Source organism: Paraburkholderia lebeckiae, from assembly GCF_050436325.1.
Classification (GTDB): domain Bacteria; phylum Pseudomonadota; class Gammaproteobacteria; order Burkholderiales; family Burkholderiaceae; genus Paraburkholderia; species Paraburkholderia tuberum.
This window is the reverse complement of the sequence record NZ_JBNDLZ010000003.1, coordinates 2,561,051-2,587,346: the sequence shown is the minus strand read 5'-3', so window position 1 is coordinate 2,587,346 and position 26,296 is coordinate 2,561,051. Positions and strand designations below refer to the sequence as shown.

The 26,296-nt window shown below is 63.3% G+C and carries 23 protein-coding genes and 1 pseudogene; 12 read left to right on the top strand and 12 right to left on the bottom strand.

What is annotated here, in order from left to right; translation table 11 throughout:
* The first annotated feature begins 73 nt into the window (after positions 1–73).
* Together OKW44_RS29810 and OKW44_RS29805 are read left to right on the top strand one after the other, a co-directional pair.
* Entirely contained in the window at positions 74–973 is a 900-nt protein-coding gene (locus OKW44_RS29810; RefSeq protein WP_018418875.1) for a LysR family transcriptional regulator, read from the top strand.
* A 236-nt stretch (positions 974–1,209) separates the two neighbouring features.
* Complete coding sequence (locus tag OKW44_RS29805; RefSeq protein WP_018418876.1) at positions 1,210–1,746, top strand: class IV adenylate cyclase; 537 nt, start codon at positions 1,210–1,212, stop codon at positions 1,744–1,746.
* An 86-nt stretch (positions 1,747–1,832) separates the two neighbouring features.
* On the opposite strand, the gene OKW44_RS29800 is transcribed toward OKW44_RS29805, so the two are convergent.
* Positions 1,833–2,324 (bottom strand): Lrp/AsnC family transcriptional regulator, encoded by a 492-nt coding sequence (locus OKW44_RS29800; RefSeq protein ID WP_026225524.1) that lies wholly within the window; start codon positions 2,322–2,324, stop codon positions 1,833–1,835.
* 150 nt (positions 2,325–2,474) lie between these two features.
* Between OKW44_RS29800 and phhA the strand changes: the two are divergent.
* Together phhA and OKW44_RS29790 are read left to right on the top strand one after the other, a co-directional pair.
* Positions 2,475–3,366: pseudogene (gene phhA / locus OKW44_RS29795) on the top strand (phenylalanine 4-monooxygenase).
* A gap of 80 nt (positions 3,367–3,446) precedes the next feature.
* Positions 3,447–3,779 carry a 4a-hydroxytetrahydrobiopterin dehydratase gene (locus OKW44_RS29790; protein ID WP_429412511.1) on the top strand — a complete coding sequence of 111 codons (333 nt, stop codon included), beginning with the start codon at positions 3,447–3,449 and terminating at the stop codon, positions 3,777–3,779.
* Between the two features lie 103 nt (positions 3,780–3,882).
* On the opposite strand, the gene OKW44_RS29785 is transcribed toward OKW44_RS29790, so the two are convergent.
* Positions 3,883–4,107 (bottom strand): DUF3717 domain-containing protein, encoded by a 225-nt coding sequence (locus tag OKW44_RS29785; protein ID WP_018418880.1) that lies wholly within the window; start codon positions 4,105–4,107, stop codon positions 3,883–3,885.
* A 149-nt stretch (positions 4,108–4,256) separates the two neighbouring features.
* Between OKW44_RS29785 and OKW44_RS29780 the strand changes: the two genes are divergently transcribed.
* Both OKW44_RS29780 and OKW44_RS29775 read left to right on the top strand, forming a co-directional pair.
* Positions 4,257–4,943 (top strand): response regulator, encoded by a 687-nt coding sequence (locus tag OKW44_RS29780; RefSeq protein WP_013090980.1) that lies wholly within the window; start codon positions 4,257–4,259, stop codon positions 4,941–4,943.
* Positions 4,944–5,110: 167 nt separating this feature from the next.
* Positions 5,111–6,625 carry a sensor histidine kinase gene (locus tag OKW44_RS29775; protein ID WP_018418881.1) on the top strand — a complete coding sequence of 505 codons (1,515 nt, stop codon included), beginning with the start codon at positions 5,111–5,113 and terminating at the stop codon, positions 6,623–6,625.
* Positions 6,626–6,708: 83 nt separating this feature from the next.
* On the opposite strand, the gene OKW44_RS29770 is transcribed toward OKW44_RS29775, so the two are convergent.
* From OKW44_RS29770 to mnmC, 7 genes are all read right to left on the bottom strand, one after another.
* Positions 6,709–7,242: an SET domain-containing protein gene (locus tag OKW44_RS29770; protein WP_018418882.1), complete on the bottom strand. Its 534-nt coding sequence runs from the start codon at positions 7,240–7,242 to the stop codon at positions 6,709–6,711.
* Between the two features lie 212 nt (positions 7,243–7,454).
* Positions 7,455–8,567 (bottom strand): NADH:flavin oxidoreductase/NADH oxidase, encoded by a 1,113-nt coding sequence (locus tag OKW44_RS29765; RefSeq protein ID WP_018418884.1) that lies wholly within the window; start codon positions 8,565–8,567, stop codon positions 7,455–7,457.
* A gap of 109 nt (positions 8,568–8,676) precedes the next feature.
* Entirely contained in the window at positions 8,677–9,390 is a 714-nt protein-coding gene (locus OKW44_RS29760) for a glutamine amidotransferase (protein WP_018418885.1), read from the bottom strand.
* Positions 9,391–9,532: 142 nt separating this feature from the next.
* The gene (locus OKW44_RS29755) at positions 9,533–10,171 is read right to left on the bottom strand and encodes a MarR family winged helix-turn-helix transcriptional regulator (protein WP_026225525.1); all 639 of its coding nucleotides are present in this window, start codon (positions 10,169–10,171) and stop codon (positions 9,533–9,535) included.
* A 572-nt stretch (positions 10,172–10,743) separates the two neighbouring features.
* Entirely contained in the window at positions 10,744–11,859 is a 1,116-nt protein-coding gene (locus tag OKW44_RS29750; RefSeq protein ID WP_018418887.1) for a YbdK family carboxylate-amine ligase, read from the bottom strand.
* Positions 11,860–11,946: 87 nt separating this feature from the next.
* Positions 11,947–13,152: a cation:proton antiporter gene (locus OKW44_RS29745; protein ID WP_018418888.1), complete on the bottom strand. Its 1,206-nt coding sequence runs from the start codon at positions 13,150–13,152 to the stop codon at positions 11,947–11,949.
* Between the two features lie 951 nt (positions 13,153–14,103).
* Positions 14,104–16,071 carry a bifunctional tRNA (5-methylaminomethyl-2-thiouridine)(34)-methyltransferase MnmC2/FAD-dependent 5-carboxymethylaminomethyl-2-thiouridine(34) oxidoreductase MnmC1 gene (gene mnmC / locus OKW44_RS29740; RefSeq protein ID WP_018418890.1) on the bottom strand — a complete coding sequence of 656 codons (1,968 nt, stop codon included), beginning with the start codon at positions 16,069–16,071 and terminating at the stop codon, positions 14,104–14,106.
* A gap of 446 nt (positions 16,072–16,517) precedes the next feature.
* Between mnmC and OKW44_RS29735 the strand changes: the two genes are divergently transcribed.
* On the top strand, positions 16,518–16,796 hold the full coding sequence (locus tag OKW44_RS29735; RefSeq protein WP_018418891.1) for an HU family DNA-binding protein: 279 nt from the start codon (positions 16,518–16,520) through the stop codon (positions 16,794–16,796).
* Positions 16,797–16,895: 99 nt separating this feature from the next.
* Here OKW44_RS29735 and OKW44_RS29730 read toward each other — a convergent pair whose 3' ends face one another.
* Complete coding sequence (locus OKW44_RS29730; protein ID WP_018418892.1) at positions 16,896–18,236, bottom strand: GTP-binding protein; 1,341 nt, start codon at positions 18,234–18,236, stop codon at positions 16,896–16,898.
* A 145-nt stretch (positions 18,237–18,381) separates the two neighbouring features.
* The gene (locus tag OKW44_RS29725) at positions 18,382–18,825 is read right to left on the bottom strand and encodes a lytic transglycosylase domain-containing protein (protein ID WP_018418893.1); all 444 of its coding nucleotides are present in this window, start codon (positions 18,823–18,825) and stop codon (positions 18,382–18,384) included.
* A 495-nt stretch (positions 18,826–19,320) separates the two neighbouring features.
* Here OKW44_RS29725 and gspD point away from each other — a divergent pair, with 495 nt between their 5' ends.
* From gspD to gspF, 3 genes are read left to right on the top strand one after another with little or no spacing between them, the layout of a single operon-like run.
* Positions 19,321–21,711: a type II secretion system secretin GspD gene (gene gspD, locus OKW44_RS29720; RefSeq protein ID WP_018418894.1), complete on the top strand. Its 2,391-nt coding sequence runs from the start codon at positions 19,321–19,323 to the stop codon at positions 21,709–21,711.
* Positions 21,708–23,228, top strand: coding sequence for a type II secretion system ATPase GspE (gspE, locus tag OKW44_RS29715; protein ID WP_018418895.1), 1,521 nt, complete (start codon positions 21,708–21,710; stop codon positions 23,226–23,228). The genes gspD and gspE overlap by 4 nt, the downstream gene beginning before the upstream one ends.
* Positions 23,229–23,232: 4 nt before the next feature.
* Complete coding sequence (gene gspF / locus OKW44_RS29710) at positions 23,233–24,450, top strand: type II secretion system inner membrane protein GspF (RefSeq protein WP_018418896.1); 1,218 nt, start codon at positions 23,233–23,235, stop codon at positions 24,448–24,450.
* Between the two features lie 76 nt (positions 24,451–24,526).
* Here the strand turns inward: gspF and OKW44_RS29705 are convergent, their stop codons facing one another.
* On the bottom strand, positions 24,527–24,940 hold the full coding sequence (locus tag OKW44_RS29705) for a type II secretion system protein N (RefSeq protein ID WP_018418897.1): 414 nt from the start codon (positions 24,938–24,940) through the stop codon (positions 24,527–24,529).
* Between the two features lie 134 nt (positions 24,941–25,074).
* Between OKW44_RS29705 and gspG the strand changes: the two genes are divergently transcribed.
* On the top strand, positions 25,075–25,539 hold the full coding sequence (gene gspG / locus OKW44_RS29700; RefSeq protein WP_018418898.1) for a type II secretion system major pseudopilin GspG: 465 nt from the start codon (positions 25,075–25,077) through the stop codon (positions 25,537–25,539).
* 177 nt (positions 25,540–25,716) lie between these two features.
* Positions 25,717–26,256: a GspH/FimT family pseudopilin gene (locus tag OKW44_RS29695; protein WP_018418899.1), complete on the top strand. Its 540-nt coding sequence runs from the start codon at positions 25,717–25,719 to the stop codon at positions 26,254–26,256.
* Positions 26,257–26,296: the final 40 nt, after the last annotated feature.

Genomic DNA, 26,296 nt, shown 5'->3' with positions numbered 1-26,296 from the left:
CGTACGGCCCTTACGAGCGACAAATCCAATGAGTAATGCTCAACTGCGCTATAAGCCACGCTAATATCAGCATATGGAACTGACTCTCCTTAGGGCCTTCGTCACCGTCGCACGCGAGGGCAACCTTACGCGTGCCGCGGTGCAACTGCATCTGACCCAACCTGCCGTCAGCCTGCAAATCAAGCACTTGCAGGAGACCCTCGGCGTGACGCTGTTCACGCGGACTTCGCACGGACTCGCGCTGACACGCGACGGCCAGGCGCTACTGCCGCATGCCGAACGCGCGCTCGGCGCGGCAGCCGACGTGCAGCGGGCGGCGCAGACGCTGCGCCAGGAAGTACGCGGGCGTCTGCGCATCGGCACCATTCTCGACCCGGAGTTTTTGCGCCTTGGCGGTTTCCTGAAGCAGCTCGTCGAGACCTGGCCCCAGATCGAAACCGCGCTGCGCCACGGCATGTCGGGCTGGGTGCGCGAACAGATTTGCTCGGGCGAGCTCGACGTCGGCTATTACATTGGCCTGCCCGCCGACGACGACACGCGCGACGGCGCCACGTTTCACGCGGTCACGCTCACGCATTTCCAGTATCGCGTGCTCGCGCCGGCGGGCTGGAAAGATCGCGTGAAGGGTGCGCGAGACTGGCGCTCGCTCGCGGCGCTGCCGTGGATCTGGACGCCGCCGGCGTCCGCGCATAACCGGCTGCTGTCGCGCTGTTTCGGCGAAGCGGGTGTGAAGCCGGTCAAGGTGGCCGAGGTGGACCAGGAGCCGTCGATGCTCGATCTGGTCAAATCGGGCGTCGGTCTCACGCTTGCGCGCGACGCGACCGCGATCGCCGAGGCGCATGCGCACGCGCTGACGATCGTCGATGGCATAACGGTGCCGACGCAGCTGAGCTTCATCACGCTCGACGAGCGCAAGGACGAGCCAGCGATCGCGGCGGCGTTGAAGCTGATCGAACAGCAGTGGACGATTTGAGCGGGGACGGTCTGACGCGTTGCGATATGAGTCTCGCTAATGCCCGCCCTCTCCCACTCGCCCGCCGAGCTGAAACCGCTCCGTCACGAAGATTTTGCTAGATTGTCGGTTTGCGCTCGCGCAGCGCCTTGGCAGCTTTTCGTTCCGCCTGGCTTCGTCCTTCCCGGCGGCGTCCGCCCGGCAACGCCAGCAACTCCGGAGCCGCCGGTCACTTCCCCCATCCACAGGAGCCTGACATGGCACGCAACATCGAAATCAAAGCCCGCGCCCAGCATTTCGACCAACTGCGCGAGCGCGCCGCACAGCTTGCGACGGACGCGCCGCTGATCTTCCGCCAGCAGGACTTTTTCTACGACGTGCCGCGCGGCCGCCTGAAGCTGCGCCAGTTCGACGACGGCACGCCGGCCGAGCTGATCTTCTATCAGCGTGACGACCGCGACGGCCCGAAGGCGTCGTACTACACGCGCAGTCCGGTGACGAATCCCGAAGCGATGCATGCGCTGCTCGCGACCGCGCTGACCACGCGCGGCATCGTCTCGAAAGAGCGGCACGTATATCTGAGCGGGCGCACGCGGATTCATCTGGATCGCGTCGACGGTCTCGGCGATTTCGTCGAACTCGAAGTGGTGCTCGCGCAGGACGACGATGAAGAAGGCGGCCACGCGGAAGCACAAGCGATGTTCAAGAGCCTCGGCGTATCGGAAGCGGATCTGGTGCCGGTCGCGTATGTGGATCTGCTGAATGCCGACGATGAGCCGAAGCGGGCGGCATAAAGATCCCGTCACCGTAGGGGCCGCGGCACGGCATGCGCGGCTCCCTCTTCCAGTCAGTCGGCACTGCCGGCAACGGCCTCAAATCCTCAAACCGCCGCCGCTCCCGGCGCCAGATGCCCGAGCGGCAACGGCCCATTGCGCTTGAACGTGGTCAGCACGATATTCGAGCGCACGCTATCGACACCCGGCACGCGCATCAGCTTCTTCATCACGAAGGTCGACAGGTAATTCAGATCCGGCGCGACGATGCGCAGCAGATAATCTGCATCGCCGACGACCGCGTGACATTCGAGCACTTCGGGCAGCACGTCGATCTGCTGCTGAAACTGCTCGATGATCGAATCGCCGTGATGCTTCAGCTTCAGGCTCGTGAAAGCGGTGACGCCGAGCCCAAGCTTTTCGGGCCGCAGCACGACGCGATAGCCATCCACCACACCGACCTGTTCCAGCCGTTGCAGGCGTCGCCCGATCTGCGACGGCGACAGCGGCACCTGCTCCGCCAACTGCTGATGCGTGGCGCGGCCGAAGCGCTGCAGCACGTCGAGCAGCGCGAGATCGAAGTGGTCGAGTTCAAGCATGGTGATGTCCCGCATTAATCGGTCATTTAACGCACGATTATCACATATCGAACTGCTTACACGCGAAGCCTGCGCCCCTTCCGCATGTGCTCCGCTCTAAACTCGCATACACCGATTTCATGCAATTCGTCTTTTTACAGCAGCCTCGCCATGTCCACCGCCAGCACTGCCGAACTCAAGGAACAGTTCGACGCCGGTCTCGAGACCCCGCGCCGACTTCACGATCGATCAGCCGCTTGAGCGTTACGGCACGGTTGACCATGCGGTCTGGCAACAACTGTACGCGCGCCAAACAGCCTTGCTCGAAGGCCGTGCCTGCAATGAATTCCTCGCGGGCGTCGAGCGCATCGGCCTGGCGTCCGAGCGCGTGCCGTCCTTCGAAGACGTCAACGCGAAGCTCACGCCCGCAACCGGCTGGCGCATCGTCGCGGTGCCTGGCCTCGTACCGGATCAGGTATTTTTCGAGCATCTGGCGAATCGCCGCTTGCCGGTCACGTGGTGGATGCGCCGCCCCGACCAACTCGACTACCTGCAAGAGCCCGACTGTTTTCATGATCTGTTCGGCCATGTGCCGTTGTTGATCGACCCGGTGTTCGCGGACTACATGCACGCGTACGGCCGCGCCGCGCTCGCTGCCAATGACGCGGGCGCGCTGCCGCTGCTCGCGCGGCTCTATTGGTACACAGTGGAGTTCGGGCTGATCCGCGATGACGCGAGTCCGAACGGCGTGAAGATCTACGGCGCGGGCATCGTCTCGAGCAAGGCGGAGACGCTGCCTAGCCAGCGCAGCGCAGCGCCGAACCGACTCGGCTTCGTGCTGGAACGCGTGATGCGCACGCGTTATCGCATCGATACGTTCCAACAAACCTATTTCGTCATCGATGACTTCGCGCAACTTTTCCACGTCGCGCAAACCGACTTCACGCCGCTGTTGACGAAGCTCGCCAACGCACCTGCCTACGCGGCGGGCGACCTGTTCGACGGCGACTGCGTGATTACGCGTGGAACCCGCGAGGGTTGGAACACCGGCGGCGACGTTTGAACGAAAAGCCATCGCAAACCGATCCGGACCTGCGTGCGGCGACCGTTGCGCATCCATGAAAAAATGACGGATTCGTCCGCCTGCCGGCGAGCGAGTTCGACGAGCGAGGTAACACCATGATTCAGAAACTGACGTCCGACGAGCGAACCCAGCAACTGGCGAAACTGAATCGCTGGCAAAGCGTGGCTGAGCGTGATGCGATTCGCCGCGCGTTCGAGTTCGCCGACTTCAACGAGGCCTTCGGCTTCATGATCATGACGCGCGTCGCGATCAAGGCGCAGGAGATGGACCACCATCCCGAGTGGTTCAACGTGTACAACAAGGTCGACATCACGCTGTCAACCCATGAAGCGAACGGCGTGACCGAACGCGACATCGCGCTTGCCGCATTCATCGATGGTATTACTACGTAATACAAATAATTACGGGCTTTTATGCGTGTTTATGCATACTCTCCGCGTAATCAGGCGACCTTGAAAGGACAATGCAGGCAATTCCCTAGGCAAACCTTCAGTTCTACAGGCTATCCTTAAGTTGAACGTAAGCTTCCCAGGCCTGCCTTGCAATCGGGTCGAAACGATCGAGTGATAGCGACTGCTGACGCTGTACAATCAGCAGCGCATACGGCTTGGAGAGCGCGCTTGCCTCCTTGCACAGAACGTGTTCGTCGCCGCTTGAAGGTGAGCGGGTGCGCCAGAAGTTGATCGCGGCTTCCAGTTCGTGAATGCTGATCTCGGACATGACTTCGTGATGGCTGGCACGGTGCTTCGATTCGGCTCGACAGCTGCTTCGTGGCACGTCTGCCGCCGCTTCGCACGCTGGCTGTGTAGCAGGCGCCCCGGCGAACCGCTTGCCCAAACGCCTAAACCCATTGTACTTGAGCGAAATCCATGCGACTCCTTCTGATCGAAGATGACCGCCCCATCGCACGCGGCATCCAAAGCAGTCTCGAACAAGCCGGCTTCACCGTCGACATGGTCCATGACGGCATCTTTGCGGAGCAGGCCCTCACGCAAAATCGCCACGAACTCGTGATCCTCGATCTGGGTCTGCCGGGCATCGACGGCATGACGCTGCTGTCGCGTTTCCGCCAGAGCAACCGTCACACGCCGGTGATCATCCTGACCGCGCGCGACGAACTGAACGACCGCGTGCAAGGCCTGAACTCAGGCGCGGATGACTACATGCTGAAGCCGTTCGAGCCGGCCGAGCTCGAAGCGCGTATTCGCGCGGTGATGCGCCGCAGCGGTCCGCACGGTGACATGCCGCGTCCGGAAGTGTCGCTGGGCGGCGTGCGGCTGTCGGGCGTCGACCGCCGCATCTTCAACGACGACAAACCGCTCGAACTGTCGCCGCGCGAATTCGCGGTGCTCGAAATGCTGCTGCTGCGTCACGGCCGCGTCGTCAGCAAGGCGCAACTACAGGATCATCTGACGCACTTCGGCGGCGACCTCGGTGATACCGCGATCGAAGTCTACGTGCACCGCGTGCGCAAGAAGCTCGAGAACTGCCGTGTCGAAATCGTCACCGTGCGTGGCTTTGGCTACCTGTTGCAGGAAATTCGCCAGGCCGCATGATCGTCGTGAAAGCCGCGCATTGCGTCGCGGCCTGACGGCGCCGGAGCGGCGCCGCAGACCGGCTGTACCCGCAGCGCGTTGTGCGGGGCTCCGGACCGTCTCAGGGCGGTTCGCGCCATTACTACCGCAGTTGCCACCGCAGTCACAACCTTCCCGCGCGTTCGATCATGCACCAGCCGGCCGCCAATAGTCTGCGCCGCACGCTGCTGCGGCGCCTCGCTGCTCCCCTGTCGCTGCTCGCGCTGATGAGCGGTCTGATCGCTTACTGGCTCGCATGGCAGTACACGCAGCACGTGGTCGACCGTTCGCTCGCGGACCTAGCGACCGCGATCTCCAAACAGATCCAGATTGCCGGAGCGGAAGCGCCGATCACGGTGCCGCCGCTCGCGCAGGCGATGTTCTCCGACCCGGTCGAACATCTGGTCTACCGGATCAGCACCGGCGACACCGAAATCGCCGGCGACCACAATCTGCCGCTGCAAGGCACCAACGTGCGCCGCATGCATTACGCGTACGTGTTCGAGACGCAGCACGAAGGCGTAGCCGTGCGGGTCGCTCAGGTGCGCGTCGATCAGCCGAGCGGTAATCCGATCGTCGTCGAAGTCGGCCAGCCCGTGCATCACCGCTTCCGCATCGCCGCCGAGTTCCTCATCGCGATCATGATGCCGTTATTGCTGCTGCTGCTGGCCGGCTGGGTGATCGTGTGGCGCGTCGTCAATCAGCAGCTCAATCCGCTGACCGCGCTCGCCGATTCGCTGAACCGGCAAACGCACACGTCGCTCGAGCCGGTCGACGAAACCTATGTACCGGTCGAGATCCGTCCGCTGACGGGCGCGCTGAACGCGTTGCTCGATCGTCTGAAAGCCGCCCTCGATGCGCAACGTAAATTCATCGCCGATGCCGCGCATCAGTTGCGCACGCCGCTCACCGCCGTGAAGCTGCATGCGGAGCAGGCGGTCGTCGCGCGCGATCCGCAGCAGACGCTCGCTGCCGTGCGCGAACTGCGCGCCGCGGCCGACCGCGCCGTGCGGCTGTCGAATCAATTGCTGTCGCTCGCGCGCGCCGAGCCTGGCGAACAGGCGGCCCGCTTCGTCAATGTCGACATGGCCGCGCTCGCGTTCGACACCGGCGCCGAATGGGTGCCGCGCGCGCTACCGGTACACGTGGACCTCGGCTTCCAGCGCCTCGACGATCCGTCGAACGATGACCCGCTGATGGCGCGCGGCAACCCTGTGCTGCTCCATGAAGTGATCGCGAATCTGCTCGATAACGCGCTGAAGTACGTGCCGCCTTCGCGGGCCGACGGCGGGCGTATCACGGTCACAGTTTCGCAGACCCTGATCGACGATCTGCGCATGGCCGAGATCGTCGTCGAAGACAACGGCCCGGGCGTGCCGCGTTCGCAGCAGGCGGATCTGTTCAAGCGATTCTTCCGCGGCGACGGGCAGACCGAGGCGGGCGTCGACAGCGGCGCGGGTCTGGGCCTCGCGATCGTCCACGACATCATGGTGCTGCATCATGGCAGCGTGCATTACGAGGACGCACCGGAGGGCGGCGCACGCTTTATCGTCAGGATTCCGTTGCTGCCGCCCGGTGCGTCGGCAGGCGCTGCCACCGCCAACGATGCCAACGCTCGGCGCGCCACGAAAAAACCGGCGCACTCGGCGCCGGTCGATTTGTAGAAGGTTTGCCCGGCTGCCGCGGCGGCGTTCGCCTCAGCGCTTCGATCAGCGCAGACAGCTACCGCCGTGCACCGGCCCGCGGCTCATTTCTTCTTCGATTTCTTCGCCGATTTGCTCGACTTCTCGCCCTTGTCGGCACCTTTGCCCGACTTGCCGCCGCCCTTGCCCTTCTGCGGCGGCGCCAGCATCGTGCCGCGACACTTGCGCGCGCCGCAGCGGCATTCGTATTCTTTTTTCAGCTTCTTCGTCTGACGCGCGTCGATCACGAGGCCGTAGTCGTAAAAGACTTCCTCGCCCTCCGCGATATCGCGCAGCGCATGCACGTACACGTGTCCGTCGATTTCCTCGGCTTCGCAGTTCGGCGCGCACGAATGATTGATCCAGCGCGCGCTATTGCCGTTCACCTTGCCGTCGATGACCTTGCCGTTATCCAGCGCGAAATAAAACGTGTGATTCGGTTCAGCCGGATTATGCGGATGGCGGCGCAACGCCTCTTTCCAGGTAATCCGCTCGCCCTTGTATTCGATCAGTCGCTCGCCGGCCGCGATCGGTTCGAGAGCAAACACGCCTTTGCCGTGCACACCCGAACGGCGCACGGCGATCCTGCGTGAATTCATTGAATGAATCCTTGTGAAGAACTGGGGAATCAAATCTGGCAATCGTCAGGCGCGTCATGCGCGCAGATTTTTCTGACGCGAATAGCAAACGCGGCGCCCTGCGAGCGCCGCGTCGACTTGCGACGCGCACCGCGCCACAACCGGCATCCTACACGCTGTCCACGGCTTCCTTCAACCGTCAGCCGATGCGTTCGTTCAACGCGCGCCGGGCGTCACCGTTGACCGAACGTAATGTCGCCGAACAGCGCTTTCTGCTCGCGCGGTTGCGAACGCCAGTACTGCGGCGGCGCTTCGACGGTCGCACCAAGGTTAGCGGCGGCATGCCACGGCCAGCGCGGGTTATAGAGCAGCGCGCGAGCCAGCGCGATCAGATCGGCATCGCCCGCTTCGATCAGCTGCTCGGCGTGCAGCGGATCGGTGATGAGTCCGACGCCGATCGTCGTCAGACCGGTTGCGTGCTTGACCGCCTTCGCGAACGGAATCTGATAGCCCGGCTCGAGCGGAATTCGCTGCAGCGGCGAGACACCGCCCGACGACACGTCGATCCAGTCGCAGCCGCGCTTTTCCAGCTCGTGTGCAAACGCGATCGTGTCTTCGAGCGTCCAGCCGCCTTCGACCCAGTCCGTCGCCGACACGCGCACGCCAACCGGTTTGTCGGCAGGAAATGCGGCACGCACGATGTCGAAGATTTCGATCGGAAACCGCATGCGGTTTTCGAGCGAGCCGCCGTAGTCGTCGGTGCGCTGATTGGCGATCGGCGACAGGAACTGATGCAGCAGATAGCCATGCGCGGCATGCACTTCGAGCGCATCGATGCCAAGACGCGCGGCGCGCCGCGCGGCCGCGGCGAACGCCTCGCGAATCCGGTTCAGGCCGGCGACATCGAGCGCGAGCGGCGGCTCCTCGCCCGGCTTGTGCGGCAACGCCGACGGCGCATGCGGCAGCCACCCGCCTTGCGACACCGTAATCAGCTGGCCGCCTTCCCACGGCACGTGGCTCGATGCCTTGCGGCCCGCGTGCGCCAGTTGCATCGTCACGATGATGTGCGAATGCCTGCGGATCGCCGCCAGCACCGGCACGAGCGCCTCTTCGGTCGCGTCGTCCCACAAGCCGAGATCGCCGGGGGTGATGCGCCCGTCCGGCTCGACGGCGGTTGCTTCGATGCACAGCATGCCCGCGCCGGACAGCGCGAGACCGCCGAGGTGAATCATGTGCCAAGCGGTCGCTTCGCCGCGTTCGGCGGAGTACTGGCACATTGGGGAGACGACGATACGATTGGGAAGCGTCACGCTACGCAGCGTGAGCGGAGAGAAAAGCGCGCTCATGGATTACGCCCAGTGAAAGCCCGAGAGCGATCGAGCATAGCACCGCACGCGGTTTACTGCATGAACGCGGCACCTGGCTGGCCGCTCACGTCGCCATTCGGCTAGCCATTCAGGGTTTTGTCTCGACGTGATCGAGCCATTCGCCGAACATGCGGCACGCGGCGGCTTCGAGCACGGGACCGTATCGGCCGGTGTCGGCGCGCAACTGACGCGCGTCGATGCCGTGGCCCGAGAGTTCGTTCGCATTCCCTATCAGCCAACGTTCGAACCGATCGGTGCGGATCTCGGGATGACACTGCAAGCCCAGTACGTGACCGCCCCATGCGAAGGCCTGATTCTCGCAAGCCGGAGTCGATGCCAGACGGGTCGCGTTGGCCGGCAGATCGAAAGTGTCGCCGTGCCAATGCAGCATCGAGGTATGAGCGCCATCGAGATGACGCAGCGGCGAGGCGCGGCCGGCATCGGTCAGCTTGAGCGGCGTCCAGCCGAGTTCGGCCTGAGCCGCGGCGTAGACGCGCGCACCGAGCGCCCGCGCGATCAGTTGTGCGCCAAGGCAGATACCGAGTGTCGGCAGACCGGCCGCGATGCGTTTTTCGATCAACGACAGCAGCGGTGCGAGCGTGGGGTACAGCGCGTCGTCGGTAGCGCTGATCGGGCCGCCCAGCACGACGATCAGCGACGCGGCAACCGGATTGGGCGCCTCGATACGGGCGACGCCCACATCGAGATAACGGACCGGACGCCCGCGCTCGCCGAGCACGAGCTCGAGACTGCCCAGATCCTCGAAGTGCACATGGCGGATGGCGAGTACTTCCCGATTCATCGGCCTGCCCTATCTTCAGGTTGACTAACGACCTGCCGCCAACGACTTTATCCTTGCACGGCACCAGCCGGCAAGCAGGCGGCGCATACCGCGCGCCGTCGCCGGCCAGGCCATGTTAGCGGATTGCCCAGGAAGACGCCGGTTATTGGGCGAAGATCTTCCAGGTCTTCTTCTGGGTGGCGACGTCCGCCGTTTCATGCACGGAACAGTCGAGACGCACATCGGTGTCCAACATGTTCAGGTCGAGCAGCGCGCAGTGATGCGGCGTCTTCTTCGGATTCTTGCTCGGCTGGAAATGCGTGCAGCTCAGGCACATACGATGCGACGGAATCGTGTTTTGCGCTTCGAGCTGATAGATGGTCTTGAGCAGCGTGCGATAGAACACGGACTGCTCGTCGTCGCGCAGCGTACCGACCGCCTTCGAGAGGAAGTCCGGCCATTGCGCGGCGCGTTTGGCAGCGGTGCGACCACGCGAGGTCAGACGTACCGCGAGCGCGCGACCGTCGTCGAGTGCGCGACGCTTTTCGACGAGGCCCTTGGTCTCGAGCGTGCTGACCGCATCGCTGGTGGTCGCGGCGGTCAGTGCCGTTTCACGCGCGATTTCGCCGAGACGCATCGGCCCCTTACGTTGCATCAACAGCACGAGGATTTCGCCCTGGGTCGGCGTAAGGCCCGCGCCTTCCGCCCATTCCCAAGCCTGGCTTCGCATCGCCGTGCTCAATCGCAAGAGGCTGTGGGTCACTCGCCCCTTAGCCTGTTCTCCGTATACGCCTTCGCTCATAATCTTCGATTCGTTTATTTACCGCTTTGGTGCAATGCCGGCGGCTGCCTGCCGGGGTACACCCGTTGCGTGTGTGGGGTAGCTTCGTCCAACCGCGGATGAAACCGTTTGTACTATCTCAAAAATACACCGTCTTGGAAGCCGAAGGCGGCGAAAAAACGACATTCTATGCGACAGCGGCGAATCGTACAGCTAACTTATCCAACGCAAGCTGTGGATAAGCAGGGGAAAACGTTTGGACAGCCTGTGTACCGTTTTGCAACAAGCATTTGCAGCGTGTTGAACGTTTCCCTCGGTTGCGCTTGCCAGGCGTGGCCGGAGCCCGTTTTAGAGCCCAGTTATCATTTCCCCAGCGCATTGACTTTGCAGGAAATTATTCAGTTGTCCACAGCCTTTGGCAATGCCTGCTTACGACTACTACGCTGGTATACGTAAACTTTCGAAAAATCTGAAGGGTTGCGCGCGCGAAAAATCATAAAAATTTTCTTACGAAAAAAAACCCGCACGCGGCGGGTTTCGTCGGAACGTCGCCTACCTGGCGCACGCAAACGGTTTCATGAAGCTCTTCGCGACTAGGCGCGCCACTGCAGACACTGCTGGCGTACCGCTTCGTGCAAGGACTTTTCCTGCGCAAACACACTGCGCAGCCACGTCGCGTCGTTGACCTGACCGCGCGCGATCGCGCCGACTTCGGCCAGCGCATTCACCGAGCCGAGCGCTTCCGCATGCGGTCGGATCTGTTCGAGCGTTTCGAGAATATCTTCGGAAATCGTCTTGCGTTCACCGGTTTGCGGATTGATGCAGGTGCCACCGAGTCCGAAGCGGCAGGCTTCGAAACGGTTGAACGTGTAGACCAGATAGTCGTCTTCCTGCGGCATGATCGGCTTATCGAGCAACAAATGACGCGCGAGCGTCTGGATGTAGCAGGCGATCGCCGCGGCGCGATCCACCGAAAACGGCGTATCCATCACGCGGACCTCAATCGTGCCGAAGCCCGGCTTCGGACGGATGTCCCAGTAGAAATCCTTCATGCTGTTGACCACGCCCGTGTGGACCATCTTCGAGAAATACTCCTCGAAGCTGTCCCACGTCAGCACGAACGGCGCGCGGCCCGACAGCGGAAACGCGAACACGGAATTCAGTCGTGCCGAATGAAATCCGGTATCGACGCCCTGTACGAAAGGCGACGACGCGGACAGCGCAATGAAATGCGGGATGAAGCGCGACATCGAATGCAGCAGATACAGCGCGCTGTTCGGATTCGGGCAACCGATGTGCACGTGCTGGCCGAACACGGTGAACTGCTTCGCGAGATAGCCGTATAGCTCGGAAATATACTGAAAGCGCGGCGTATCGACGATCTGCCGCTCGCTCCATTGCTGGAAAGCATGGGTGCCGCCACCGCACAGACCGACGTTCAGATGATCGGCCGCGGACACCAGCGTGTCGCGAATCTTGCGCAGATCGGTGACCGCCTGTTCGTGCGACGTGCAGATGCCGGTCGACAGCTCGATCATGCTTTCGGTGATTTCCGGCGTGATATTGCCGGGGATTTTTTCGTCCTTGATGAGGCGCAGCAGATCCGTGCCGGCTTTGGTCAGATCATAGTCGTGCGTATTGACGATCTGCATTTCGAGCTCGATACCGAACGTGAACGGTTTCGAGTCGATGAAGGGTTCGAGTGACATGGCGTCCCCTGAGTCAGGTCGTTTGAGGCGAAGGAATTGAAAGATGGGTTCGTGAAACGCGCATGGCAGCCCACGCGCGTTTCACGCTTACCCCTCGCGCCGCTCGGCGACGAGCGCGAGGCTGCGATAAACGAGCCACGGCCCGAGAATCTGCAGCACGAAAATCGAACACATGACGATTGCGCGCAGCTGTGGATCGAAGTTCGGATACAGGTTGTACGTGTCGTCGACGAGCAGATACGCGAGCGCCGACATCGGTGACAAGGACAGGCCGAGCGCGATGCCCTGCTTCAAGTTCAGACCGCTCGGCTTCGCGAACGCCAGCACGCCGACCAGCTTCGCGACGAGGCGAGCAACGATCAGACCCAGCGCGGCGAGTCCGCCCAACGCGATGTGCTTCCATTCGAACGACGTCAGCGTCAGCACGAACAGAATCACTGTCAACAGCCAGCCCGCCGTGCCGAAATGCTCTGGCCACAACTGCGGACGCACTTCGTGATTCTTCACGATGATGCCCGCGGCGAGCAGCGCGAGAATCGTCGACAGCTTGAACAGATGCGCGATCGCGATCGCGAGCAGCACGAGACCGAACAGCGCCACGAACGAATGCTCGTCCTGCATGTTCAGACGCCGATAGAAAAACGTGCAGGTGCGCGCGAGCAGATATGCGAGCACGAGCGAGCCGACCAGCAGGTACAACGGCTGCAGGATGGTCGCGAACACGTTGCCGTAAACCTCCTGATGCAGCCAGCTCGACACGAGCTTCTCGATCACGACCGCGTACATGCTATTCAGCGCCGTCAAGGTCAGAAGACGCTGCGTGACCTGGCCTTCCGCGCGTAGTTCGGTTTTGAGCTGGATCACCATCGCGGGCGATGTCGCCATCGCGATCGCGGCGAGTACGGTCGCGACCATCAGCGGCACGTGCAGAAACAGCAATACGGGCAGCACCAGCGCGAAAGTCAGCGTGGCTTCGGCGACGCTCGACAGAATCAGCCACGGATTACGACGGATCCAGCGCAGATCGAGCCGGCTGCCGAGTTCGAACAGCAACAGGCCGAGCGCGACGTCGAGCAGCGGCCGCGCGGCGCTCGCGGAATCCGCATCGATCACGCCAAAGCCTGCCGAGCCGGCCACGAGTCCGATCACCGCATAGCCGGAAATGCGCGGTAAACGCCACGCGCGAAAACAAAGCTCGCCGCACAGACCGGCGGCAAGCAATGCAAGACCCGCCCAGAAAATGGCGTCGGGCGAAAGCGGCCACGCTGGCAAAAACGAAAACGCCGAATTCATCGTAATGGGTTCTCCTTGGCAGCAACGGCAGACAACACGAACTGGCGCACACGCACGCCGTCGCGAGCGCACCGGGAGCGCTCGTTGTCGCAAGCGCTTCGCGAAATCAGCGTTGCGAGGTTTCAATGATCGGATGATCGGAATGCGCCGCGGCCGCGAAAAACCGCACGGAGTCGGGCACGTTCACGGGATGCGACAGTAGCAACAGGCACGGTGAAGGAACGCCGTCGACCTTGAATCAGATTCTGTTTGACCGGCACCGTTCCATTGCTGCGCGTGCCGTCAGTTGCCGTGGCACGACGCGAAAAAGAACGGGGATTGTGCCATAGCTTTTTCCGCGTTAACCGAAAAGACGTTAACTCGCAGGCAAAACGGTAAAAAAGTACGTTATTTTCTCAATGAACGGAAAAAGCGACCTTTTTCCGAGGTATCGCGTCAGTTTCGACTACCTCGCGGACGGCGAATCCGTTCCCAAGGCGTTACCGCTGCGTCGGTGATTTCGATGCGCGGGTTTGTCGTTAACGCAGCGCCTTGAGCGATCCGTTTTAGGCGAACTCAAATGAAATTCACTAGCCCGATAGGCGGGGCGTTAGCCCCCGTTTTTGCTGTTTACTTGTTTACTGTATGTATACGTAGTAACAGTTAACAAGCTGCCCCGGTTTCTGTGGATAACCTGCGTTTACCGAAACAAATCATCGACTTCCCGGCCGCATAACCGGATGCACAGCATGTGCGGCGGCTGCCGGTATACGCGAGCAACTTTTCGCACTTTTTCGCGGTGTCCGAGTTACCCCGTTTACGTCCACAACGGTTCCACACGACTTGCGCCGGTTAACCGCGCGGTTATCCACAAGTCGCGGTGGATAAGCCGGAGTCCCGGTTAACCAGGTTTACAGGCGGGCGGAGTTAACGTGCGGGGCGCAGAGATAACTTCGCAATGGTCGAAGCCGGTTAACCGATCGTTCCCTGCCGCAACGACCGCAGCAGAAAACGCGCAGGGTCGATGTCTTCGGCGAGATCGCGTTCGAGCGGCCACGGCTCGCCTTCGATCTGCGAGGCGATCAGTTCAGCGCCGAGCGCGGCCCACACCAGCCCGCGAGAGCCATAAGCAAATGCGCCGTACAGACCGTCGAGGCGCGGCAGATCGAGCGGCCATGCGCCGCGCAGGCGGGCAGCATCGCGGGCGGCAGCGGCTTCGTCGGCGAGCTGGCCGATCATCGGCATGCGATCCGAGGTCACGCAGCGAAACGCAACGCGTCCGGCGAGCGAGGTCAGCGGCGCGGCATCGAGTGCGCTTGCGAACGACGGCAACATCTGCGCGACGCGCTCGATATTCTCGCGATGACCGTCCGCGCGCAGCGACGTGTCGGGGTCGTCGAGTTCATAGGTCGCGCCTGTCAGCGTGACATCGTTCGCGAGCGGCACGGCGTAGCCCTCGCCGATCACCGGCAGCGCGAGCGGCGCGACGCTACCCGCCGGCAGCAAGCTCAACTGGCCGCGAATGCTGCGTGTCGGCGCATGACGCAAGCCAGCGATGCGCGCAGCTTCATGCGCACCGGCGACGATCACGACCGGCGCTCGCGCGACCACGTTTCCAGCGATATCGAAGACGCTCCACTGATCGCCGGAACGTTCGAGCCGCGCGACGTCGACCCCGAAGCGTCGTTCGAGCAAGCCGCCTGCCGATGCGAATTGCGCCGCGCACAGCGAAGCCGGATCGATCCAGCCGCCGCGCGGAAAGAACCAGCCGCCACGCGCGAGCGGCACGCCGGCGAGTCGCTCGGCATCGGACGCGCACACCGGCGTCACGTAGTCGGACGGATAGCGGAACGCGCCGATGGCCTCGCCGATTGCGCGCGCCTCGTCGTCGTCCGCGGCGATCTGCAGCAGACCGCGATCGCCGCGCGCGAGCCGATGCCCTGCACTTTCGAGCGCGGCCCAACGATTGAGCGCGTACAGAAAGCCCGCCCGCGTGACGCGCGACGCGACGCTGTCGTCGCGCGAAATCATTGGGTGGAATACGCCGGCTGGATTGCCAGACGCATCTTGTGCGACCGACGCATGCCGCTCGAGCGAAGTCACGCGCCAGCCGCGCGCCGCGAGCCGCTCGATCACCGCGCAGCCGGCCAGTCCCGCACCGATCACGACCGCGTGACGTTCGTCGTGCCCGAACGGCGCGGGCGGCTCATAACGGCGCACACGCCAGCGCGGCGCGAAGCGACCGACCAGCATCGCGCGTTTCCAGCCGAAGCCGTCGACCTTGCGATACTCGAAGCCGCATTGCGTCAACGCGCGTTTGACGTCGCCCGCGCTGCTATAGGTGGAGAAGGTCGCGTCATCGCCCGCGACGCGCGCGAGCGACCTGAAGATCGCCGGGCTCCACAGCTCTGGATTTTTCGCGGGCGCAAAGCCATCCAGATAGAACGCATCGGCACGCAGCCGCAATGTGGGCAGGCTGTCGAGCGCATCGGCGAAGATCAACGTCAGCACGACGCGGCCGCCTTCGAATTCGAGCCGGTGCGTGCCGGGCACGAGCATCGGCCAAGCGATCGCGAGCGTGTCCGCGAGCTCGGCGATCAGCGGATCGGAGATTGTCGTTGCGTGAAGGCGGCGCAGATCGGCGGCGCTAAACGGATGCTTTTCGGTCGACACGAAATGCAGCCGCTCGCAGCGAGCCGGATCGGCGCGCCATGCGGCCCACGTGACGAGAAAGTTGATGCCGATGCCAAAGCCGGTTTCGAGCACGGTGAACGTACGGCGGCTCTGCCATCTTTCGGGCAATTCGTTGCCGCGCAGAAAGACGTAGTGAGCCTGCTCGAGCGCGCCGACGGCGCTGTGATAGATGTCGTCGTAGTGTGGTGAAAAGGGGCTGCCGTTGTCGCGGAAAGCGAGGACGGCGGGGATCAGCGGATCGGTCATGCGCGACGGGAAAACACGCTCAAAAGGTCGCTCGAAAGAGCGGGTTCGATGGTTCGAGCCGGCGCGCGCTGCGCGCGAGTCGCCGTAAAAGACCCAACAGGACGCGTCTAGACGCTTTGCTGCGTTGGCAAAAACCAACGCTAACCCCCCGCCAGGACTGGGTTTCAGCCCTCGTTTAGGGGGTGCTGAGGGCAAAATTTCGATTTCCTTGCAAGAACGGCCCGAAAACCGTGCAATTCCTCGAAACCCTTATCCTGATTGGGTTTGCGCTGCGCTATCATAGCAAGCGCCGCGAAGGGAGCGGCAGCACGGCCGCCGAACGGTGTTCCGTCCGGCGCGGGAGATCTTCAGGATCAGGGCCGCAGCTGCTCGACGGCGCGGTGCGCGCACGTATAATCGGCGCGGTCGCGCTGTTCGTATCAACCTAAACTCAGAAAGGAACCTTAATGAACAAACAGGAACTGATCGACGCTGTCGCAGGACAGACGGGCGCCAGCAAGGCTCAAACCGGTGAAACGCTGGACACGTTGCTTGAAGTGATCAAGAAGTCTGTGTCGAAGGGTGAGGCGGTCCAGTTGATTGGCTTCGGTAGCTTTGGTTCGGGCAAGCGCGCAGCGCGTACGGGTCGTAATCCGAAGACCGGCGAAACTATCAAGATCCCGGCTGCCAAGACCGTCAAATTCACGGCAGGCAAGGCGTTCAAGGACTCGGTCAACAAGCGCTAGGCAGATTCCTGCCGGGCAGTTGACACTCGCGAGAAAAACCCGCCAGCGGCGGGTTTTTTTTCGTCCACGCATTGTGGTTCAAGCGCGGGGGTGCTTCGTTCAGTCATGACGATGTGCGTTCTCGTCGTGGTCGTGTCCGTAATGTTCGCAGTCGTCGCCGTGCCCGTGATGATGATGGCCGCGATCATGACCATGATCGTGGTCGTCGAACTCCCACGCCGGGAACGGATCAGGGAACTGCTGCCAGGCTTGCGGCCCGAGCGCGTATTCGTCGTCGGTGAGCAGACAGGCGTCGAACTTCGCGCGCCAGATGGCGGGGTCGATATTCACGCCGATCAGCACGAACTCCTGACGACGATCGCCGATGCTGGTATCGTCCGGCGCGCCGTACCAGTCGGCGGCGATTTCGGCCGCCAGCTCCTCGTCGCCTGCCGGCCATTCGCTGCGATCCTGCGCGGCCCACCACATGCCCGCCGGACCGTGCCGGCACGCGCCACCGGCCTGCGATAGCGAACCGCCGATATCGTTGCGCGTCGCGAGCCAGAAGAATCCCTTGCTACGCAGTACGCCCTTCCACTCCTGATGCAGCAGCTCCCACAGCCGCTGCGGATGAAACGGCCGGCGTGCCCGATAGACGAAATGGCCGACGCCGTATTCGTCGGCTTCGCTGCGATGCATGTGGCCGTGTTCACCGCCGTGCTCGTGCTCGAGTGCCGCGAGCCAGCCCGGCGCATTCGACGCTTCGTCGAAATCGAAGCGTCCGGTGTTCACGATCTGATCAAGCGGCACGTCGGCGAAGCGGCTCACGAGCTGCACCGCGCGCGGGTTCAGGCGTGCGAGGATGCGCTGCAAACGCGCGAGCTCGTCGGCGCTGACGAGATCGATCTTGGTCACGACGAGCACGTCACAAAACTCGATCTGCTCGATCAGCAATTCGACGATCGTACGGTCGTCGTCTTCGTCGCCCGTGATGCCGCGTTCGGCAAGCGCGTCGGCCGACGCGTAATCGCGCAGGAAGTTGAACGCATCGACGACCGTGACCATCGTATCGAGCCGCGCGACGTCGCCGAGCGACGCGCCTTCGTGGCCCTCGAATGTGATGGTTTCGGCACTCGGCATCGGCTCGGCGATGCCGCTCGATTCGATCACGATGGCGTCGAAGCGATTTTCGCGGGCGAAGCGACGGATTTCGTTTTGCAGCTCGTCGCGCAGCGCGCAGCAGATACAGCCGTTCTTGAGTTCAACGACCTGCTCGTCGGCGCTCGACAGATCGGCCGCCTTGCGCACGAGCGTCGGGTCGATATTGACCGCGGCGAGATCGTCGACGATCGCGGCGACGCGCAAACCGGCGCGATTCGCAAGGATGTGATTCAGGAGCGTGGTCTTGCCGGCGCCCAGAAAACCGGAGAGCACGGTGATGGGCAATAGCGGCTGGTTCATCGCGGTACGGAATACGGGAGGATTGAAAGGCGTGCCGGGGGCGGGGCCAAATGGTCGGCGTCGCTGCGACGGCGCGACAGCAGCATGAAGCCGCATTGTGCATTAAAACGGGCGCGGCCTGCGCGAGCGACAGCGCTGGAGAAGCCTACCGCGCGGGCATCAACTTCCAGCTGCGCAGAATCGCGGCGATCTGTTGCGAGTATTTGTCCCGCAACGCCGGCGTCTCAGAGTGGTATGCTCCGACCGCCTGCCAGGTATTGCCGTACTTGTTCATCTGGCGGCGCAGATGCCACGCCGCGATATAAACGTTCTTGCACGGCTCCATCAGCGTGCCCTGCGAGATCCCGTACTGGGCGAGCACCGGCAGATGCACCGAATTGATCTGCATCACACCGTAATCGGTCGAGCCGTTCGCGTTCTTGTGCTGCGCATCCGGCCGGTTGTGTGACTCCTGCCACGCGATAGCCCGTAAAATCAACGGGTTGACCTTCTGATACTTCGCCGCTTCGTCGAAGCAGTCGGCGCGCGCGGAGCCGGCTGCGACGAGCAGCGTGAGCATGGCGGCGACGGTGACGAGCGGACGTTTCATCGGTCAACAGGACTAGATAAACCCGAGGTAAGAATCGGTAAGGCAGTTTGCCGGCCGCATTTCGGCCGCAACGGCAAGCTGGCCGGGCTTTGTCGAGCATCGGGGAAAACCCGTGTCAGCAAACACATAGCAGTGAGTCGAACGGCTCGTATCATACCGGCAGTCCGACCTTCGTCAAGTTGGCTAACCGACATAAGACCGTACAAAGCCGGGTAATGGCGTCTGTGTACGGTGCCGTTAGCTTTCAATTTAATAACAACCCTGCGATTCCCTAAGGATTCGCATGGGGCCCTTTGTTTTGTTTCAAATCCGACATGAAAAGCTGTTACTGTTCGTTTTTTTCGGACGTCGGGACGCTGGTGCTCGAAGCGAAACTCGCTTTTGGGGCCGGCTCACAGACCGACCGGGCGGTGGCTTGCTGCCAGGTCCGCATCGCATGACCGTCGGTGGCAGAGGCTGCCGGCATCGATATCACATTCCATGAGAAGAAATTGTATGGCTTTGCGTCGCGTGGCAACGGCGCTGCTGGTGGCTGGACTGATCACCGCGCACACAGCACAGGCAGACGTGACACTCAACTTCGTCAACGCCGACATCGACCAGGTCGCCAAGGCGATCGGCGCGGCGACCGGCAAGACGATCATCGTCGATCCGCGGGTGAAGGGGCAACTGAACCTCGTGTCCGAAAACGCGGTACCCGAGGACCAGGCGCTCAAAACCCTGCAGTCCGCACTGCGCATGCAGGGCTTCGCGCTCGTGCAGGATCACGGCGTGCTGAAAGTGGTGCCCGAGGCCGACGCCAAGCTGCAAGGCGTGCCGACGTACGTCGGCAACGCGCCGACGGCGCGCGGCGACCAGGTCGTCACGCAGGTCTTCACGCTGAGGAACGAATCGGCCAACAACCTGCTGCCGGTACTTCGTCCGCTGATTTCGCCGAACAACACCGTCGCGGCCTACCCCGCCAACAATACGATCGTCGTCACCGACTACGCCGACAACGTGCGGCGCATCGCGCAGATCATCGCGGGCATCGATAGCGCGGCAGGCCAGTCGGTGGCGGTCGTACCGCTGAAGAATGCGAATGCGATCGACATCGCGCAGCAGATGAACAAGATGCTCGATCCGGGCGCGATCGGCAGCACGGACGCGACGCTGAAGGTGTCGATCGCGTCGGATCCGCGCACCAACTCGCTACTGATGCGCGCGTCGAACACCGCACGTCTCGCGGCGGCAAAGGAGCTCGCGAAACAGCTCGACGTGCCGACCACGATGCCGGGCAACATTCACGTCGTGCCGCTGCGCAACGCGGACGCGACCAAGCTCGCGCGCACGCTGCGCAACATGCTCGGCAAGGGCGGCGGCGAAGGCTCGTCGGGCGGCGCGAACGAGGCGAACTCGTTCAACCAGAACAGCAGTGGTGGTGGCGGCGGGGGCGGTCTGTCGAACGCCAGCAATTCGACGGGCACGTCGGGGACGCCACCGTTGCCGTCAGGCGGACTCGGCGGCAGCTCGATGAACTCGCCGATGGGCGGCGGCGCCTCGGGCTCGAATAGTAGTGGCGGCTTTCTCGGCGGAGAGAAGGAGAAGAGCGAAGACCAGGGCGGCGGCATGATCACGGCCGATCCCGCAACCAACTCGCTGATCATCACGGCGCCCGAAGCGACGTACCGCAACTTGCGCGCGGTGATCGACCAGCTCGATGCACGTCGCGCGCAGGTGTATATCGAGGCGCTGATCGTCGAGCTGAACTCGAATACGAGCGGCAACCTCGGGATTCAGTGGCAGGTCGCGAACGGTAACTTGTTTGCCGGTACCAACCTCGCGACTGGCTCGGGCAACAGCATCATCAACCTGACGGCGGCCGCGGCCGCTGCCGGCTCGACCGGCGGTCTCGCCACGGCGCTCGGCAACGGAGCCCTGCAGCAGGGCCTGAACGTTGGCTGGATTCACAACATTTTCGGCGTGCAGGGTCTCGGCGCGCTGCTGCAGGCGCTGTCGCAGACAGCCGACGCGAACGTGCTGTCCACGCCGAACCTGATCACGCTCGATAACGAAGAAGCGAAGATTATCGTCGGTACCAACGTGCCGATCCAGACCGGTTCTTACTCGAACCTGACGAGCGGCACGACGAGCGCGGCGTTCAACACGTTCGACCGTGTCGACGTCGGTCTGACGCTGCACGTGAAGCCGCAGATTACCGACGGCGGCATCCTGAAGCTGCAGCTCTACACGGAAGATTCGGCGATCGTGAACGGTACGAACAACGCGGCGACGAACCCGGCGGGCCCGGAATTCACGAAGCGTTCGATCCAGTCGACCGTGCTGTGCGATAACGGCGAGATCATCGTGCTCGGCGGCCTGATGCAGGACAACTACCAGGTCAGCAACAGCAAGGTACCGCTGCTCGGCGACATTCCGTGGCTGGGCCAGCTGTTCCGCTCCGAGCAAAAGACGCGCGACAAGACTAACCTGATGGTATTCCTGCGCCCGGTCATTCTCGCCGATCACGACACCACCCAGGCCGTCACGGCGAACCGCTACGACTACATCCAGGGCGTGCAGGGTGCGTACCGTTCGGACAACAACATCATGAAGGATCACGACGATCCGGTCGTGCCGCCGATGCCGCTCGGCCCGAGCCAGGGCGGTGTGCCGGCGCTGAACCTGTTCGATCTGAACCAGATGCGCCGCCAGCAGATGATGCCGCAGCAGGCACCGCAACAGGTGCCTCAACAGGTACCGCCGCAGGCCCTGCCGCAAGCCAACGCGCAGCCCACGACGCAACCCGTGCCGCAAACGATGCCGCAAACCGTGCCGCAACCGGCGGTCGTCAATCCGGCCAGCGGCGTAGTACCGAGCACGGTGTCGCCGGGAGCGCATCCGTGACGCAGGCGCCCGCGCAAACCGCGCCATCGCAAGGTCTGTTGAACGGCGACGCCGCCGGCGAGCGCGCGGCGCCCTCGCCGCTCGCCGCCCGGCTCGTGCCGTACGGTTTCGCGCGCAGCGGCCAGATCCTGGTCGCGCATCAGTATGCCGATAGTCTCGAAGTCTGGATCAGCGAGCGCACGAGCGAAGCCGCGCTTGCGGAAGTCGCGCGCAACTACGGCGCGTTATCGGTCGTGCGCATGCCCGCCGACGATCTCGCGCAGGCGATCAACCAGGCCTATGCGCGCCAGGACGGCAGCGCCGCGCAGGTGGTCGGTGAAGTGGAAGGCGAAGTCGATCTATCGCGTCTGATGCAGGACATTCCCGAGGTCGAGGATCTGCTCGAATCGGAAGACGACGCGCCGATCATCCGCATGATCAACGCGCTGCTCACACAAGCGGCGCGCGAACAAGCATCGGATATTCATATCGAGCCGTTCGAGAATGCGTCCGTGGTGCGCTTTCGCGTCGACGGCACGCTGCGCGACGTGGTGCGGCCGAAAAAAGCGCTGCACGGCGCGCTGATCTCGCGGATCAAGATCATGGCGCAGCTCGACATCGCGGAGAAACGTCTGCCGCAGGACGGCCGCATTACGCTGCGCGTCGGCGGTCGTCCGGTCGACGTGCGCGTATCGACGCTGCCGACCGGCCACGGCGAGCGCGCGGTGCTGCGTCTGCTTGAAAAAGACGCGGCGCGACTGAATCTCGAAGCGCTGGGCATGGCATCCGACACGCTCGGCAAGTTCGACAAGCTGATCGGCAAGCCGCACGGCATCGTGCTCGTGACGGGCCCGACCGGCTCCGGCAAGACCACGACGCTGTATGCGTCGATGTCGCGACTGGAGACGGCGACCACCAACATCATGACGGTGGAAGACCCGATCGAATACGACCTGTCCGGCATCGGCCAGACCCAGGTCAACGAGCGGATCGGCATGAGCTTCGCGCGCGCGTTGCGCTCGATCCTTCGTCAGGACCCGGACATCATCATGATCGGTGAAATCCGCGACCTCGAAACCGCGCAGATCGCGGTGCAGGCCTCGCTGACCGGCCACCTGGTGCTCGCGACGCTGCACACGAACGACGCGGCATCCGCCGTCACGCGTCTGACCGACATGGGCGTCGAGCCGTATCTGCTCGCGTCGTCGCTGCTCGGCGTGCTCGCGCAGCGGCTGGTGCGGCGTCTGTGCCCGGTGTGCCGCCAAGAGCGCACCGAGGAAGACGGCAGCAAGCGCTGGCATCCGGTCGGCTGCGACCGTTGTGGCCAATCCGGTTACGCGGGACGGCGCGGCGTCTACGAGCTGCTGCTGATCGATGAAACGATCCGTTCGCTGATCCACCGCAACGCGGCGGACGCCGAAATTCTCGAAGCGGGCCGCGCGCACGGCATGCGCACGCTGCGCGAGGATTCGGAGCGCTGGCTCGCATCGGGACTGACGTCGCTCGAAGAAGTGATTCGCGTGACGGGCGGAGCATAAGCGCATGCCGGCATTCCGTTTCGAAGCGATCGACGCGGCGGGCAAGGCACAAAAGGGCGTGCTCGACGCCGACAGTGCACGCGGCGCGCGGACCAACCTGCGCTCGCAGGGACTCACTCCGCTCGTCGTCGAACCGGCGGCGTCGCGTACGCGCGGCGAGCGCAATCAGCGGCTCGCGCTCGGGCGTCGTCTGTCGCAGCGCGAGCAGGCCATTCTGACGCGGCAGCTCGCGAGTCTGCTGATCGCGGGCCTGCCGCTCGACGAAGCGCTCGCGGTGCTCACCGAGCAGTCGGAGCGCGACTACATCCGCGAGCTGATGGCGGCGATTCGCGCCGAGGTGCTCGGCGGTCATTCGCTCGCGAATGCGCTGCAGCAGCATCCGAAGGACTTCCCCGAGATCTACCGGGCGCTCGTCGCGGCCGGCGAACACACGGGCAAGCTCGGCCTGGTGTTGTCGCGGCTCGCCGACTACATCGAGCAGCGCAATGCACTGAAGCAGAAGATCGTGCTGGCGTTCACGTATCCGACGATCGTCACGATCATCGCGTTCGGCATCGTCACGTTCCTGCTCAGCTATGTGGTGCCGCAGGTCGTCAACGTGTTCGCGAGCACCAAACAGCAATTGCCGTTTCTGACGATCGTGATGATGGCGCTGTCCGGCTTCGTGCGGCACTGGTGGTGGGCGATGCTGATCGGCGTGATCGTGATCGTCTATCTGGTTCGCGCGACGCTCAGGCAACCGGGCCCGCGGCTCGCCTTCGACCGCTGGCTGCTGACCGCGCCGCTGATCGGCAAGCTCGTGCGCGGCTATAACACGGTCCGCTTCGCTAGCACGCTCGGCATTCTGACCGCGGCGGGCGTGCCGATTCTGCGCGCGCTGCAAGCCGCGGCCGAAACGCTCAGCAACAATGCGATGCGCGAGAACATCGACGACGCGATCGTGCGAGTGCGCGAAGGAACGTCGCTGTCGCGCGCGCTCGGCAACACGAAGACGTTTCCGCCGGTGCTCGTGCACCTGATCCGCTCGGGCGAAGCGACCGGCGACGTGACGACGATGCTCGATCGCGCGGCCGATGGCGAAGCGCGCGAGCTGGAGCGTCGCACGATGTTCCTGACGAGCCTGCTGGAGCCGCTGCTGATCCTGGCGATGGGGGGCGTGGTGCTGGTGATCGTGCTCGCGGTGATGCTGCCGATCATCGAACTGAACAACCTCGTGCAGTAGTAGTCGTCGTAGCGCGAGGAAGGAAGAGAAAGGATTTGCGCGGCGTGCGGTATCAGCCGCGCAACCGCTTCGGGTTTCAGCGCACGTAAATGGTGGGACCGCTGGTGTTTGCGGGCAGGAAGATTTCCGAGTGGGCGCCGTTGCGGTCGATGATGATCGAGCGGGCGCGGACTTCGGAGAGCCTGGTGCCTTGCATCAGCGTGCTGCCGAGCGACACCGCGCGCGGCGGCTCGCCACCGACGCTGACGATCGCCGCGGCGCCTTCGCTCAACGCGAGGATGCCGAAGAGATGGATGTCCTGATTGACGTTGCGCGTGAGCTGTCCGCCGAACAGCGTCGCGGCCTGATCTGTCGAGACCTGCGCATGCGCCGCCGCCGCCGGCAACGGCGCGCCGGACAGCGTGGTGAGCGTGATGACCCAGTAGGTCAGCGTCGCGCAGAAAGCGGCGAACAGCGCGAGCGACAGAAGGCGGATTTGGATGGCGTTCATGTGCACATTGTACGGACTATTGTGAAAATTGCGGTGGGTTGAAACCCTTCAACTGCATGACATTAAAATGACGGCCCGGCGTGTTCAATCTGATGACCCGGGCCGAAAATTTCACCTGAAAGAGGTAGCAACCTATGCAACTGTCGACCATTCGCCGCGCTGACAACGCGGGTTCGCGCGGCCGTCGTCAACGCGGTTTCACGCTGATCGAAATCATGGTCGTGATCGCCATTCTCGGCATTCTCGCCGCGCTGATCGTGCCGAAGATCATGAGCCGTCCGGACGAAGCGCGGCGTGTTGCCGCGAAGCAGGACATCGGCACCGTGATGCAGGCGTTGAAGCTCTATCGCCTCGACAACGGCCGCTATCCGACCCAGGAGCAAGGCCTGCGCGCACTGATCGAAAAGCCGTCCACCGACCCGGTGCCGAACAACTGGAAGGACGGCGGCTATCTCGAGCGTCTGCCGAACGATCCGTGGGGCAATTCGTATCAGTACCTGAATCCGGGCGTGCACGGCGAGATCGATGTGTTCAGCTACGGCGCCGATGGCAAACCGGGCGGCGAAGGCAACGACTCCGACGTCGGGTCCTGGCAATGAACAGGATGAACGTGGCATCCCGTCAGGCTCGATGATGTTCATGCACGCGCCCTCCTTGCCACCGGTTCGGCCGCTTGTTTCGCCAGGCGCCCTGCCCGTCACGCCGTTATGTTCGCGGCGCGTGCAAGTGCGCATGCTTCACCGATGCATTGCTGTATGAATTTCCGTTGATCGTCGATGGCCGGCACTATGCGCACGTCCGCTTGCAAGTCCCGTGTGGACACTCCGTGCACGGCTTCGCGGCCGCGCTCCCACCTGCGCCGGCGCCGCGCGGCAGGCTTCACGCTGCTCGAAATGATGGTCGTGCTCATGATCGCGGGCCTGCTCGTGTCGCTGACCGCGGTCACGATGACCCGCAATCCGCGCACCGATCTGAACGAGGAAGCGCAGCGTCTCGCGCTGCTGTTCGAATCGGCTGGCGATGAAGCGCAGGTTCGCGCGCGGCCGATCGCGTGGCAGCCGTTCGAGGGCGGCTTCCGTTTCGATCAGCGCACCCAGGACGGCTGGCGTCCGCTGCGCGACGATCTGCTCGGACCGCGTCAGTGGGAAGGCGGCGTGACCAGTGTCGCGATCAGTTACCCGGGCTCGGATTCGCACGCCGATCGCATCGTGTTCGGTACCGAGGCGATCGACGTTCCGGTGCAGGTCACGCTGTTTTCGGCGGCCGGCCAGGCGACGATCGTCGGTACCGGCAATGGCCGCTACGAGGTGCGCTGAGATGCGGATGCTTCGCTATGGCCGGTCGGTTCGTGCCCCT

Coding starts and splice junctions, on each gene's coding strand:
- OKW44_RS29695 (WP_018418899.1), top strand. CDS start 25,717: ATGGCCGGCACTATGCGCACGTCCGCTTGCAAGTCCCGTGTGGACACT.
- OKW44_RS29810 (WP_018418875.1), top strand. CDS start 74: ATGGAACTGACTCTCCTTAGGGCCTTCGTCACCGTCGCACGCGAGGGC.
- OKW44_RS29750 (WP_018418887.1), bottom strand. CDS start 11,859: ATGTCACTCGAACCCTTCATCGACTCGAAACCGTTCACGTTCGGTATC.
- OKW44_RS29780 (WP_013090980.1), top strand. CDS start 4,257: ATGCGACTCCTTCTGATCGAAGATGACCGCCCCATCGCACGCGGCATC.
- OKW44_RS29775 (WP_018418881.1), top strand. CDS start 5,111: ATGCACCAGCCGGCCGCCAATAGTCTGCGCCGCACGCTGCTGCGGCGC.
- gspD (WP_018418894.1), top strand. CDS start 19,321: ATGGCTTTGCGTCGCGTGGCAACGGCGCTGCTGGTGGCTGGACTGATC.
- mnmC (WP_018418890.1), bottom strand. CDS start 16,071: ATGACCGATCCGCTGATCCCCGCCGTCCTCGCTTTCCGCGACAACGGC.
- OKW44_RS29760 (WP_018418885.1), bottom strand. CDS start 9,390: ATGAATCGGGAAGTACTCGCCATCCGCCATGTGCACTTCGAGGATCTG.
- OKW44_RS29805 (WP_018418876.1), top strand. CDS start 1,210: ATGGCACGCAACATCGAAATCAAAGCCCGCGCCCAGCATTTCGACCAA.
- OKW44_RS29785 (WP_018418880.1), bottom strand. CDS start 4,107: ATGTCCGAGATCAGCATTCACGAACTGGAAGCCGCGATCAACTTCTGG.
- gspG (WP_018418898.1), top strand. CDS start 25,075: ATGCAACTGTCGACCATTCGCCGCGCTGACAACGCGGGTTCGCGCGGC.
- OKW44_RS29800 (WP_026225524.1), bottom strand. CDS start 2,324: ATGCTTGAACTCGACCACTTCGATCTCGCGCTGCTCGACGTGCTGCAG.
- OKW44_RS29725 (WP_018418893.1), bottom strand. CDS start 18,825: ATGAAACGTCCGCTCGTCACCGTCGCCGCCATGCTCACGCTGCTCGTC.
- OKW44_RS29770 (WP_018418882.1), bottom strand. CDS start 7,242: ATGAATTCACGCAGGATCGCCGTGCGCCGTTCGGGTGTGCACGGCAAA.
- OKW44_RS29735 (WP_018418891.1), top strand. CDS start 16,518: ATGAACAAACAGGAACTGATCGACGCTGTCGCAGGACAGACGGGCGCC.
- OKW44_RS29755 (WP_026225525.1), bottom strand. CDS start 10,171: ATGAGCGAAGGCGTATACGGAGAACAGGCTAAGGGGCGAGTGACCCAC.
- OKW44_RS29745 (WP_018418888.1), bottom strand. CDS start 13,152: ATGAATTCGGCGTTTTCGTTTTTGCCAGCGTGGCCGCTTTCGCCCGAC.
- OKW44_RS29705 (WP_018418897.1), bottom strand. CDS start 24,940: ATGAACGCCATCCAAATCCGCCTTCTGTCGCTCGCGCTGTTCGCCGCT.
- OKW44_RS29730 (WP_018418892.1), bottom strand. CDS start 18,236: ATGAACCAGCCGCTATTGCCCATCACCGTGCTCTCCGGTTTTCTGGGC.
- OKW44_RS29765 (WP_018418884.1), bottom strand. CDS start 8,567: ATGAGCGCGCTTTTCTCTCCGCTCACGCTGCGTAGCGTGACGCTTCCC.
- gspF (WP_018418896.1), top strand. CDS start 23,233: ATGCCGGCATTCCGTTTCGAAGCGATCGACGCGGCGGGCAAGGCACAA.